Origin of the sequence: Mucilaginibacter mali, assembly GCF_013283875.1 — a bacterium.
In the GTDB taxonomy this organism is placed as follows: domain Bacteria; phylum Bacteroidota; class Bacteroidia; order Sphingobacteriales; family Sphingobacteriaceae; genus Mucilaginibacter; species Mucilaginibacter mali.
The window spans coordinates 4,785,961-4,799,432 of the sequence record NZ_CP054139.1 but is presented as its reverse complement, the minus strand read 5'-3'; the positions used below and the strand labels follow the sequence as shown (position 1 = coordinate 4,799,432).

At 47.5% G+C, this 13,472-nt stretch carries 10 protein-coding genes; 7 read left to right on the top strand and 3 right to left on the bottom strand.

What is annotated here, in order from left to right; all coding sequences use genetic code 11:
* Nucleotides 1–480: 480 nt before the first annotated feature.
* From HQ865_RS20235 to HQ865_RS20220, 4 genes are all read left to right on the top strand, one after another.
* Complete coding sequence (locus tag HQ865_RS20235; RefSeq protein ID WP_173416648.1) at nt 481–2,673, top strand: carboxy terminal-processing peptidase; 2,193 nt, start codon at nt 481–483, stop codon at nt 2,671–2,673.
* Between the two features lie 211 nt (nt 2,674–2,884).
* The gene (locus HQ865_RS20230; protein ID WP_173416647.1) at nt 2,885–3,736 is read left to right on the top strand and encodes a hypothetical protein; all 852 of its coding nucleotides are present in this window, start codon (nt 2,885–2,887) and stop codon (nt 3,734–3,736) included.
* A 112-nt stretch (nt 3,737–3,848) separates the two neighbouring features.
* Nucleotides 3,849–4,526: a GNAT family N-acetyltransferase gene (locus tag HQ865_RS20225; protein WP_173416646.1), complete on the top strand. Its 678-nt coding sequence runs from the start codon at nt 3,849–3,851 to the stop codon at nt 4,524–4,526.
* Nucleotides 4,527–4,793: 267 nt separating this feature from the next.
* Nucleotides 4,794–7,193, top strand: a complete 2,400-nt coding sequence (locus tag HQ865_RS20220) for an ABC transporter permease (protein WP_173416645.1) — start codon at nt 4,794–4,796, stop codon at nt 7,191–7,193.
* Between the two features lie 112 nt (nt 7,194–7,305).
* Here the strand turns inward: HQ865_RS20220 and pdxA are convergent, their stop codons facing one another.
* Nucleotides 7,306–8,358: a 4-hydroxythreonine-4-phosphate dehydrogenase PdxA gene (gene pdxA, locus HQ865_RS20215; RefSeq protein WP_173416644.1), complete on the bottom strand. Its 1,053-nt coding sequence runs from the start codon at nt 8,356–8,358 to the stop codon at nt 7,306–7,308.
* A gap of 185 nt (nt 8,359–8,543) precedes the next feature.
* Between pdxA and rsmA the strand changes: the two genes are divergently transcribed.
* A complete protein-coding gene (gene rsmA / locus HQ865_RS20210) occupies nt 8,544–9,323 on the top strand; it encodes a 16S rRNA (adenine(1518)-N(6)/adenine(1519)-N(6))-dimethyltransferase RsmA (protein WP_173416643.1) in 780 nt (259 codons plus the stop codon).
* 59 nt (nt 9,324–9,382) lie between these two features.
* Nucleotides 9,383–10,057, top strand: coding sequence for a hypothetical protein (locus HQ865_RS20205; protein ID WP_173416642.1), 675 nt, complete (start codon nt 9,383–9,385; stop codon nt 10,055–10,057).
* Between the two features lie 55 nt (nt 10,058–10,112).
* On the opposite strand, the gene HQ865_RS20200 is transcribed toward HQ865_RS20205, so the two are convergent.
* On the bottom strand, nt 10,113–10,670 hold the full coding sequence (locus HQ865_RS20200) for a hypothetical protein (RefSeq protein WP_173416641.1): 558 nt from the start codon (nt 10,668–10,670) through the stop codon (nt 10,113–10,115).
* 242 nt (nt 10,671–10,912) lie between these two features.
* Here HQ865_RS20200 and HQ865_RS20195 point away from each other — a divergent pair, with 242 nt between their 5' ends.
* Complete coding sequence (locus HQ865_RS20195) at nt 10,913–11,704, top strand: slipin family protein (RefSeq protein ID WP_173416640.1); 792 nt, start codon at nt 10,913–10,915, stop codon at nt 11,702–11,704.
* A gap of 110 nt (nt 11,705–11,814) precedes the next feature.
* Here HQ865_RS20195 and HQ865_RS20190 read toward each other — a convergent pair whose 3' ends face one another.
* Nucleotides 11,815–13,221, bottom strand: coding sequence for an IS4 family transposase (locus tag HQ865_RS20190; RefSeq protein ID WP_173416639.1), 1,407 nt, complete (start codon nt 13,219–13,221; stop codon nt 11,815–11,817).
* Nucleotides 13,222–13,472: the final 251 nt, after the last annotated feature.

The following is a 13,472-nucleotide window of genomic DNA, read 5'->3' as shown; positions in this document are numbered from 1 at the left end:
GTACCTACGGAGCGGCGTTGGTATTTCTCATTTTCTTCTACCGATATTTAACCCCCGATGGGGTTGTTTTTATCATCGGTCCAAGGCTATATCCACCTAAAATGGCATACGTTTCAAACTTATGTGGCTGTGCGCATAGCTGCGGTAGGGATTGAAACGGATACCGGCCCTGTGGCTAAGGCCCGTGCAGTATGAGTGAAAAGCCCGGGCCGCAGGCAACGCCCGTATTTCCAGCCTATACCTTCCTGATATCATCCAACCTCATATGTTAATATCACCTAAAATTCATATTACTAATCAATTAGTTAATATTGTGTAAAATAGATGGGGCATTTGCAATTAATAAAACATAATTTGTATAATTGTTATTGAATGAGAGACGGCGGTAATGGCTGTCTCTTTTTATTTACATTAGCAAAAACAATAAAGGCACAACTATTGATGTTTAGTATTAACCCCGATTTAAAGACCACAAAAGATATGTTTAAGAAACTATATATAGCATTAATGTTGGGCTCGGCTTTAGCATGTAAAGCGGCCCCGCCAAAGTTTGTTAAGGTACCCGGATCTAACGATATACAGCCCGATGAGCAGCAGGCTGTTGTTTGCAAGTGGGTAACCACGCTTATTTCAGGCTATAATTACAAAAAGGTGCCGCTGAACGATTCTATATCCACGCTGATCTTTAATAAGTACATTAAAACGCTGGATGAGAACCATAACTACCTGCTGGCATCGGACATTGCCGATTTTGAAAAATACAAAACCGTACTGGACGATGACCTGAAGGGCGGCAACCTGAACGATGCCTTTTACATTTTTAACGTTTACCAAAAGCGTTATAACGAACGTGTAAAATATTCGCTTACGCAGATAGATAAGAACTTCGATTTTAACAAGAACGAAACATTTACCTACGACCGCGAGAAGCTGCCATGGGCGGCATCGGTTACAGAGATGGACGCCTTATGGACACAGCGTGTAAAATACGATCTGCTGAACCTGAAGCTGGCCAGCAACGATATGGCGGCTAACCGCGTGAAGTTGAAAAAACGTTACGAGGACCTGCTGGCGAACTCGAACAAGTTAAACAACCAGGATGTGTTCCAGATCTTTATGGATGCGTTTACCGAAACTATAGACCCGCATACCAATTATTTTAACCCGGCCAACGCGGCTAATTTCAATATCGATATGTCGCGCTCGCTGGAGGGTATCGGCGCTACGCTACAATCGGAAAACGACTATGTAACGGTTAAAACCATTGTTGCGGGTGGTCCGGCTGATAAGAGCCATCAAATTGAAGTGGGCGACCGCATTGTAGGCGTTGCACAGGGAAAGGACGGCGAATTTTCGGACGTGATAGGCTGGCGCATTGAAAATGCCATCGCGCTGATCCGTGGTAACAAGGGTACCATCGTAAGGCTGAAGATCTTGCCTAAAGGCAAATCGGCTACCGATAAGCCAAAAATGCTGGAATTGATGCGCGAGAAGATCATCCTGAAGGATCAATCGGCCCAAAAAGAGATACGCACTTATAATAACAATGGCAAGCAGGTTAAAATAGGTATCATTTCGGTACCGGCGTTCTACGTAGATTTTAACGCTTACAAAGCCGGCGACCAAAATTATAAAAGCACCACCCGCGATGTGCGCCTGATACTGGATACGCTGAAGAAAGCAGGCGTTGATGGTATTGTGATGGACCTGCGCCAAAACGGCGGCGGTTCGCTGATGGAGGCTATTGAACTGACGGGCTTATTTATTAAAACCGGCCCGGTAGTGCAGGTGCGCGATACCCGCGATAAAATTGAGGTTGATGAAGACGAAGACCCATCGGTAGCATGGAGCGGCCCGCTGGCCGTAATGGTCGATCGCTTTAGCGCTTCGGCCTCCGAGATCTTCTCGGGCGCGATACAGGATTATGGCCGCGGCCTGATCGTTGGTTCGCAAACCTATGGTAAGGGTACTGTGCAAAACGCTATCGATCTGGACAAGGCTATCCCTCCGGCTGTTAAGGATATGATTGCCAGCCTGGTTAAAAAAGCTACCGGCGGTAAGGATGTTAAAATAACCAAAGGCGGTGTAGCCAATGGCGGCGAAAGCGCGTTTGGCCAGTTAAATCTTACCATCGCTAAATTCTACCGTATCAGCGGCGGCTCAACTCAGCATAAAGGAGTAACACCAGATGTGAAATTCCCGTCGGTTATCCCGATGGATAAATATGGCGAGGATACCGAACCATCGGCATTGCCTTATGATATGGTGCCCAAAAGCAATTATACTAAGGTAGGCGATTTTACCACAGTGCTGCCGCAGCTGACCAAATTGCACGACCAGCGCATGGCAAACAACCCAAGCTATAAATATCTGCTGGAAGACCTGGCCGAATTTAAAAAGCGCGATGCCGAGAAAAGCACTACGCTGAACGAAGCAGCACTGAAACAAGAACGAGAAGCCGACGAGCAAAAAACCTTTGAACGTAACAACCTTAAGCGTGTTGCTGTGGGCCTGCCATCGCTTAAAAAAGGCGAGACCGCTAAGGCTGCCGACAGGTTGATGCCAAGCTCGAAAAACAAAACCGACCTTGACTTTTTAAAGGTGGAAGCCGGCCAGATCCTGACCGACTATATTAGCCTGGATAACAAATACAGCACGGTGGTGAAACCGTAATTAGAGATTAGGCCTGCGATACTTAATATATGAATCCCGCTTCGGCGGGATTTTTTTGTTTGTACAGGCAACCATAAGTAAAAATTATATCGGCCTGTATAAAACCCTGATTTAATATAAACGAATTTCATTTAACCAATAAGCAACCATTGGGTGGTTTTTAACGGTATTCATTAGGTACAGTTTATTATAAAACTAATCTTACCTCTAAATGAAAACATTTAAAACCAGCTATTTACTAATAGCATTTGCCTTTGTGGCATTATTGAGCACATCGTGCAAAAAAGATAACAGTAACGGCACGCAGCCAACAGTGGTAACCGGCGTACAAATAAGCATCAATGCCAAACTGGGCAATATCATTACCGATAATAATGGCATGTCGCTTTACTTCTTTTCCAAAGATGTGGCCGGCGCGTCGGCCTGTGTGGATGGTTGCGCCATTACCTGGCCACCATTTTACAAAGAAAACCCATCTATCGGCACCGGTTTGGCCACATCGGATTTTGGCGTAATTAACCGCACCGATGGTACTAAGCAAACCACTTACAAGGGTTGGCCGCTATACTATTACAGTAAGGATGCCGCGGCCGGCGATGTGAATGGCGATGCTTTTGGCAACCTTTGGGCCATTGGCAAGGCCGATTACAGTGTGATGTTCGGCAACACGCAGTTGATAGGGCACGACGGTGTGTCCTATAATGATCAGGGTATAGGCGGTACCGGCGCATCAACTTTTTTAACCGATGCCAACGGCCACACGCTGTATGAGTTTACCCGCGATACACACAATACCAACACCTTTACCAAGGCCGACCTGAGCAATAATACCGTTTGGCCCATATTTGAAATAAGCGCTGTGGGCAGCATCCCAACCGTGTTTGATAAAACGCTGTTTACTACGGTAACCATTTTTGGTAAAAGCCAGCTGATATACAAGGGCCACCCGCTATACACCTTTGGGCAGGATGCCGGCGTACGCGGCAGCACCAAAGGCGTAAGCTTCCCTACACCGGGCGCAGCCATTTGGAAGATAAACAACAACGCGACTATTGCTTTATAATTTCCTGTTTTTATGTTAGATGCGGATGGGTGGCGCGCGGCTGCCCATCCGTTTTTTATTTTTGATGATATGCTGACCAACATATCTATGGCTTTTTTTAGGTTTGCCACTAATGGAACATGTACTGGATAACCCGGCCTGGAGCGCGCTGCTATCGGGCAATAAAAACCTGGCCCTCGGCACCGATGCGGTTAAATATTTTGATGCCGAAGTTTCGCCCTTTGTTGGCTTCGCCGAAAATAATGCGGAAAGCTTCCGGGCACTGTATGATATGGTGCCGGGTACCAGTCCGCGCGGATTTATTAGTCCGGTAGAAATGAAGATCCCTGCCGGATGGAGGATACTGGCCAAAATAAAATGCCCGCAAATGATCTTCGGGGGAAAGGCGACACCGACTGGCAATGCGAATATCATCCCCTTAACGTTGGAACATGTACCCCCAATGCTGGCCTTAACCAAACTGACCAACCCCGGCCCGTTCGCGCAGCGCACCATTGAGTTTGGCCATTACACGGGCATTTTTGCCGGCGATCAGCTGGTGGCCATGGCCGGGCAGCGTATGCATGCTTTTAATTATGCCGAGATCAGCGCCGTGTGCACCCATCCCGACCATTTGGGTAAAGGTTATGCCCGGCAACTATTGCTACACCAGGCCGCCCGTATCCAGGCCGCGGGCAATGTACCCTACCTGCATGTGCGGGATGATAACGAACGGGCGATAAAAGTTTATGAAGGTATTGGCTTTGTGACACGCAGGCATATCTATTTTTATATTATTCAGAAGCAATAGCAGAGCGGGTGGACTCACCCCGACGACGCTGCGCTGGTCGGCCCTCTCTTCGCTGCGCGAAAAGAGGGTAGGAGCAATACTGAACAATCTATACCCCTCTTTCCGCAAAGCGGAGAGAGGGTGGTCGAGCGAAGCAACGACCGGGTGAGTCAAATAGTCGGCGCGCTAATCGTTTAAGTTACTCTGTTAAATATTGTTAATTATCAATCACTTAGTTGATGTATTGCGCGATGTTATTTAGGTTAGCATTACCAAATACCATCACCTATGTTAAAAAACTACTTCAAAATAGCCTGGCGCAATATCTTAAAAGGACGCTTTTATTCGCTGGTCAATATCATCGGTCTTTCGGCGGGTATCGCGTTTACACTCTTGATCGGTGCTTACATTTACGGCGAACTGCAAGTAAACCGCCAGCTAAAAGATGCCGATAATCAATACATCGTACTAAGCAAGTGGAAAGACCCCAACATGGGTTACCCGCTCACCACCACCGCCGAGTTGCCCCGTGCACTGAAGCGCACGTATTCTAATCTTGTTGCCAATTATTACCGCTGGGATGGCGTATCGTCCACCGTATCAAAAGGCGATAAGCACTTCCGTGAAGCCCTGCAAATAGGCGACAGCACCATGCTGAAAATGTATGGCTTCAAGCTGATGCATGGTGATAGCCGCACGGCGCTGAATGATCCCTTTTCTGTAGTGATCACGCAAAATATTGCCGTTAAATATTTCGGTAAAACGGATATCGTCGGGCAAACCATCAACATCGAAAATTTTAAAGGCGGTAAGCACGATTTTACCGTTTCGGGCGTGCTGGATAAAACACCTACCAATTCGGTTACCGATTTGGTTACCAATACCGGCGTGTTTATGTCGGCTGGCGCGGCAAACTTTATGGGCCGGTTTATGGATGGCTGGAACAATACCGGCATAGCGGGCTACGTGCAACTGCAAAAAGGCATCAACCCCAAGCAACTGGATAAGCCGATGCTTGATCTGATCAAAAAGAACACCGCGCCACAAATAGCCGCCAATATGACGCCGTATTTAGTGCCACTGAAGGATTATTACCTCGACGCGGGCAACGGCACCGTAAAGCGCATGATATACACCATTTCGTTCATCGGGCTGTTTATTTTGCTGATGGCCGTTATCAACTTTATTAATATGTGCATTGCCCGTTCGTCAACCCGTATGCGGGAGATGGGCATCCGCAAGGTATTGGGTGGTAGGCGCAAGCAATTGATCTGGCAGTTCCTCACCGAATCGGTTTTACTGGTATTGCTCTCTACCTTGATGGCCATGCTATGGTACCTTATCGGGCGACCGTTCTTTAGCGATATGGTTGGGCGTGAGGTGTTGGGTTTGTTCTCGTTCCCGCTTTATTTCTATCTTATTCCGCTTGCACTCGCGGTATTTATCGGTTTGATGGCGGGCGTTTATCCCGCGCTGGTGTTATCGTCGCTCCGTTCGGTCGATTCGCTGAAAGGCAAGCTAAGCATCCGCGAAAATATCTTTACCCGTAAAACGCTGGTGGCGGTGCAGTTTGGGATAGCCATTGTGGTGCTTATCAGCTCGTTTGTTATTTCGCAGCAAACTAATTTGTTCTTCAATGCCGATCTGGGCTTCGACCGTAGTTATGTAGTTTACGCCTCGCTGCCGCGCGATTGGTCGAAGCAGGGTATTGACCATATGGAGAGCATCAGTCGTGAACTGAAGCAGATCCCGCAGGTGAGCAACGTCAGTCTTTCATGGGAGATTCCCGACGGCGCTAACATGGGCAATACCCCCGTTTACCTGCCCGGTGCCGATTCGCTACGTGCGCAATCGGGCCAGATCTTAACTACTGATAACCAGTATGCCGCCACTTATGGCATCAGTTTAAAGGCAGGTACATTCTTTACGCCGGCCTTTTCTCCGGGTGATGAAAACAAGGTGGTCATCAACCAAACGCTGGCCAAATCATTGGGTTGGGCCGATCCGGAAAAGGCTATCGGCAGACAACTGCGTATGCAGGGTTATCCACCAAACTTTGTGGTTTGCGGAGTGACCAAGGATTTTAACTTCGGATCGATGAAGGGGCGCATCCCGCCTATCGTATTCCTGAATGTGAATTATACCAACCTGTACCGCTACTTCTCGGTAAAACTGAACGGCAATAACATCCAGCAAAGCATCGCCGCCCTGCAAACCGGCTGGAACAAGCTGTTGCCTGGCGCGCCGTTTGAATATAAGTTTGTGGATGATGCCATCCAGAAGCTTTACACGGTTGAGTTGCAGCTGAAAAAGGCGGCCTATTTGGCCACGATACTATCCACTATTATTGTGCTGCTGGGTGTGTTAGGCCTGATTGCCCTGAGTGTGCAAAAGCGCACAAAGGAGATCGGTATCCGCAAAGTATTAGGTTCGTCGGCAGCGGGTATCAGTGCCTTGTTTTTAAAGGATTTTTTAGTGGTGGTATTGATTGCCGGCTTGGTGGCTTGCCCGATAGCCTACCTGCTGATGCAGCACTGGTTGAATGATTATACGTATAAGATCAGCCTGTCGTTCCAGCCCTTTGTGTTAGCCGTAATGATCCTGACGCTAATAACAGCGGCTATTATTGTGTTGCAAACCATCAGGGCGGCATTGGCTAACCCGGCGGAGAGTTTGCGGAGTGAGTAAATAATTACTACCGTCATGCTGAGCTTAGCGAAGCATCCCCGATAAGCAGAGCAGAAATGCATAGTTTGGGATCCTTTGCTATCGCTCAGGATGACGGGTTTTATATAAAACTTTAATCCCTATCCCTGCTCAACTTACTAAACTGCAACGGATTCTCGTTCAATACCACGTTCTCCCTGCGGTTTTTAACAATGTGCAGTGCGGTAAACAAGGCCTCGCGGAACGATACTTCCGATGCCTTGTTTTGCCCGGCAATATCGTAGGCGGTACCATGATCGGGTGAGGTGCGTACGAAGCTTAATCCGGCCGTATAATTCACGCCCGATTCGAAGGCCACCTGCTTGAACGGGATCAGGCCCTGATCGTGGTACATGGCCAATACGGCATCAAATTTAGCGTAGGTAGCGTTGGCGAAAAAGCCATCTGCCGGGTACGGACCCATGGCCAGGATGCCTAAGGCGCGGGCTTCTTCCAGCGCGGGGGCGATAATGGTTTGCTCCTCGTCGCCTATCAGGCCGTTATCGCCGGCGTGGGGGTTAAGGCCCAGTACGGCTATCTTGGGTTTACGGATCCAGAAATCATTCTTCAGGCTGGCATTCATCAGCTTCAGCTTTGCTGCAATTTTTTCGGTGGTTACCGCGGTGGCTATCTGCGCAACCGGGATATGCCCGGTTACCACACCAACGCGCATAGTATCGCTCACCAAAAACATCAGCGATTCGGGCGCATTATCGCGTTCCTGCAAATATTCGGTATGGCCGGGGAATTTGAAGTTTTCGTTCTGGATGTTATCCTTGTTGATGGGGGCCGTCACCAGGGCGTCAATCTGACCGCTTAGCAGGTCGCTGGTGGCGCGCTCAAGCGAAAGGAAGGCGTATTTGCCACCCACTTCGTTACTTTGGCCAAGGTCTATCTTTACATCTTCTTCCCAGCAGTTGATGATGTTGGCTTTTTTATGATGCGCCTGCGAGGCTTCGGTGATGACGTTAAAGTTAAGGTCGTGCGCGTTTACCGAGCGGCGGTGGAACGAGGCCACCTTGGTATGCCCGTAAACAATAGGGGTGCAATAATCTAAAATAGCCGCGTCGGCCAGGGTTTTAATAATGATCTCCAGCCCGATGCCGTTTACATCGCCTATGCTGATCCCTACTTTTATTTTCTCCATTTTGTATATGAGCTGAAAGCGTAAGGCAGAAAGCCGAAAGCTTTTTACCTGCTTGTTTATAAAGCACTAAGTATTAACAAGTGTGCACAATATGCAAATCTATAACTTTTAGGCATTCTTTCCTGCTTTCTGCCCTGGTCTTTCCGCTTTTGGCTCTTTCGCCTAAAAACCCGACCTTTGCCCCCATGTCTCTCGTTAGCGCTAAAAAACACCTTGGTCAGCACTTCCTGACCGATAAGAATATCGCATCTAAAATAGTGGATAGCCTGCGCTACGGTGGCAAATACACCCGCGTGCTTGAAGTTGGCCCGGGGATGGGTGTACTGTCCGACTTCCTGCTGCAAAAGCCCGGTCTGGAAACCTACCTCATCGATATCGACACCGAATCGTACCTGTTCCTGAAAAAGAAGTACCCGCAGTTGGGCGAGCGACTGATCAACGATGATTTTTTGGAGATGGATTTCGATAAGGTGTCTACCGAACCATTCGGTATTATCGGTAACTTCCCTTATAACATCTCATCGCAAATACTTTTTAAGATACTGGATAACCGCGATAAAGTTATCGAGGTGGTTGGCATGTTTCAAAAGGAGGTGGCCGAGCGCTGTGCCGTTAAACCGGGTAGCAAGGAGTACGGTATCCTGAGCGTGTTTCTGCAAGCTTATTACAAGGTGGAGTACCTGTTCACAGTAAAGGCGGGTGTTTTTAACCCACCACCTAAGGTGCTTTCGGCGGTGATACGCTTAACGCGTAATGATGTTGCGAAGCTGGATTGCGACGAAAAGCTATTTTGGCAGGTGGTGAAGGCCGGCTTTAATCAGCGCCGCAAAACCCTGCGTAACGCGGTATCATCGCTCATTAATAAAGAAAAGATGGTTGATGAACCCATGCTGGATCTTCGTGCCGAACGCTTAAGCGTGGCCGATTTTGTAACACTCACCAATAAAATATCGGCAGCACGATGAAGCAGGTAGTCCTGGCGCTAATACTTTGTGCTTGCTCCCTGATTTTAAGAGCACAAAAATTGGCGTCGGCAGGAATCATTCATGAACAGAAGATATTTCTTAAATACCACGGGTACAATAATATAGACAGTTTGCAGATACCAGTAGTATCAGACAAATACCCACAACTAAAGCAAGCCATAGCCGAACAACTGTTTGATGGCCACAAATCTTATGATATAGTTGAACGCTACGAAGCAGACGGGCATGGCATTACCGGCGTTTGGTACGAGGTCACTTACCAGGATAGCAACATTATCTCGCTTATTATTTATTACGAAACGATGGGTGCGCGCCCGTCGGGGTACCAAAAGTGGCTAACTTATGATATTAATACCGGGCAGCCATACCCTTTAGCTAAGGAGATCGACAAGGCGGGATTAAAGAACATCTTCCTGCAATACAAGCTATTTATACAAAAGGGCATCGCGGCAGCAAGGAAGGACATTGCGCGGGATACCAGCCTGACCGAAAATGAGGTTGAAGCCCTAATGAACTCTTTAAATTACGCTAAAGATAAACTAACGCCCGAAGTGCTGTTTGAAAAATACGTTTTTACCGATAAGGGTGTAAGGCTATCATCGGCCGATGTATTACCGCATGCCGTCAGGAATTACGACATTGAACGTAACTGGCTGATCCCTTATCAAAAATTGAGGCCGTTCCGCACCTACACCGGGATGGTGATAAAATAATAGCGAATTGACCTTGCATATGGGTTGCCGAAACAAGTTCGGCATGACTCTTTATTTATATCGCCAGTGATGTTTGCCCCATGTGGCTTTCCTTCACCTTTTCGGCTACGCGTTTAATGAACAGATAGTTTGTTGCGCCGCCAATAAGGCCACCTACTACAGGTACCAGGCGCTCGGCGGTGCGGGTTCCGAACATCAGCAACAGTTTTTCAGCTACGCTTTCCATCATGGTTTTTGAGAGGGCAATGCCGGCTTCTACCTTTAGCGATGTGGCCACCATGCGCATAAATTCATCAAACCCGAAGTGGTAGCTGCCCTGGTTAGCATACATAATGGCCATGGTAACCCTAAATTGCTGGGTGATGAGGTTGGCCATATCTACCGGCATACCAATCACCATAGTTATCATACCGCCGCTGCCCGATATTACGCCCGAACCGGCCGCCAGGTAAGCGCATTGATCGATGAATTTATCCAGCCCCATCGTATCCACCCCTTTCCTGATCTTCAGTTGATCGATATGATCAAAGATCTGCTTAAAACCTTGTTCGGATAATTTGGCGGCCTGCCCCTTAAGGCTGTTGCTTAGCTTTTTAAATTGAAATGCCTTCATGATATTGCTTCTACACAATACTTAATGCTATTTACGTGCCAGTTTATAAAAAGCTGACATTGTGCCAAAAGCCAACTGTGCTGCTACTGTGCTGATGGCTAAAATATATTTGCAACATGTTGTGTAATGTATCTACATTTACTTAACAATCGCATACCGGTGTACCCTCCCCGATCCCTAAAAATCCTCCCGGAATTAAACAGGCAGGCGGTTGATCAAAATCATATATAAACACAAAAACCATGTACTTAAGTATTATTGCAGTTATTGCACTTGTTTTAGCAGGTATGGGCATTCGTATTGCCCAGGAATATCAACGTGCTATTGTTTTTAGGCTGGGGCGCTATTATGCCACCAAGGGGCCGGGCCTGTATTTTATCATCCCCTTTATTGATACGCAAATGAAGGTGGATATCCGTACCCGCACTGTTGACCTGGAGCAGCAGGAAACCATTACCAAGGATAGCGTGACTATTAAAGTAAACGCCGTACTGTGGTTTCGCGTGGTTAACCCCGAGGATGCCATTATTAAGGTAGCCAACTACAACCAGGCGGTCTACCAGTTTTCGGTTACGGCGCTGCGCAATATTATTGGTCAGCACCTATTAGATGAGGTGCTGCGCGAACGTGAGCAGATCAACGCTACGCTGCAAAAAATTGTCGATTCGGCAACCGAATCGTGGGGGATTAAGATTGAAATGGTGGAGATGAAGGATGTGGAGATCCCCGAAAGCATGCAGCGCGCCATGGCCCGCGAAGCCGAAGCCATCCGCGAAAAGCGCGCCCGTATCATCAAGGCCGAAGCCGAGTTGGAAGCATCTATTAAGCTTACCCAGGGCGCCAAGCAAATGGAGGGCAGCCCGATTGCGCTTGAATTGCGCCGTATGCAAATGCTGAGTGAGATTGGTATCGATAATAATACCACTACCGTGATGCTGATCCCATCAGACTTTACCACTGCCGCCCGGAGCTTTACCGAGATGGTGAACATGCAGAAGGGTCCGCTCCCTGCTAAAGGAGAAGCAGAAAATTAATTTATATGGTTTGGGGAGGGGTATTTAATTAGGCACAAATCTACGATTATTTCGTAGACCTGTGCGGGTGGTTTTTATTTGCCCTGTTGTTTGTAGCCTCACCATGGCCGTTAACTTAAGTTCTTAAAGACCTCATAGACAATTTCAAAAGCTGCCTTTTTTCCTTTTTTCGGTTCGATCAACAGACTTTTTATAATTGGAAAAAGGAACCTTTCCCACCAATCTTTTAATGGTAATTCACCGGCAACCACACTTCTGATGACTTGGCTATTAAGGCGGGTATGTTTAAAGAATTTCCAAATGGAAAGGGCGTAGGCCGGCTGGTTTTTCCGAATGACGGAATCGACAAAGCGGAATATCTTCCAGTTGATAAATATCCAGATAAATTTGGCGACCAGTTGACACTCCAGCCTTTCAGTCCTGGCAGCCCTTACCTTATGGATGGCAAGCAGCGATTTCCAGGTCTTGAACACGAGTTCGATCTGCCATCTTAAACGATATAGTTGAATGACTTCCGCGGCTTTAAGGGTGGTTATCGGCGTATTTGTAATAAATATGCTGAACCGGCAACGAGACTTATATTCATCGGAAAGAGCGACCTTCTGGCTTTTGGCTCTTTGTTGAGCTATCCGTATCCGTTCGGCCCATACCTGTTCCGGTACGGGAACAGCGATCAGGCGGCAGTTGAAGCCATCCTCCCCGGTTCCGATAGTAACCATTGTTTCGAACTGCAATTTCCCGCTGCGATTCATTTTTTGGTGGAGCGCCGCCCAATCGACAGGCTTGCCCGAACCATGCTGCAGGGGTTTCCATTGCGGATGTAAGCGATTGAGGAAAAAGGCTTGTTCACTCACCACTTTTCTGAGGTATGATGGAGTAACAAAGCCCAGGTCGCGGATATGCAACTCCCCCCTGCCAATACGGTGCAGTGTTTTTTTGGAATGACTTTGGTCATTTTCGGTAGCCCTGGTCAATTCCAGGTTTTCCCAATCCCCGTTTTTGATATCAAAAGCATATTGGATATTCATAATGGATGATACATTGCCGAAGTTTGTAAAACCGGGATAGTCATCCTTGCATTGTGCCGGCAGAGAAAACTTGCAGGAGTCGGCGATCACTACCCGTGAAAACGGCTGCCAGTCGTCCGTCCCTTTGATATTCAGCCTGGATGAGAGTTGTTCGGCCAGCACAAGCTTGAGGAAGTTCAGGCTCTTTGAATTGAACCGCTTATGTAATGCGACTTTGCTAAGAGCGGTTTGGTGCTGCCGGGCCAGGTCGTTGCAGCAGTCCTGCAAACTGAGTTGCCCATGATCAAGACCACTGAACATCAATGTATCGATAAACTCGTCGGGTTTAAGCTTGGACCTCCGTTGCAGAAATCCGCTTTGCCGCGCAAACACATCAAGTTTGTCGCGATCAAGCGTATTAGTAATACTGTCCTGTAAGGGCGTGATAATGCCATCAACAAATGCGTCGCGGCTGAAGATAAAAGGAGCTTTTCCCGAAGAAAATGACACCTTTTTTCAAAAAAAAGTTATCTTTATGTAAGAAAAGGGCGGTAATTGCCTCGAAAACAAACCGCCCTTTTTAATAAAAAATAATCAAACAAATATGGGAAAATCTAATAGGTTTCGCCCACCGGCGGAGCCATCTCACGCCACTATCTCAAAAAAAATCTTTCTGAAAATCCTTAAGTTAACGGCTATGGTAGCCTCACAAACAACTCCTAAAATATTTTAATGGCCTGCATGTCGCCTGTGGGGACACA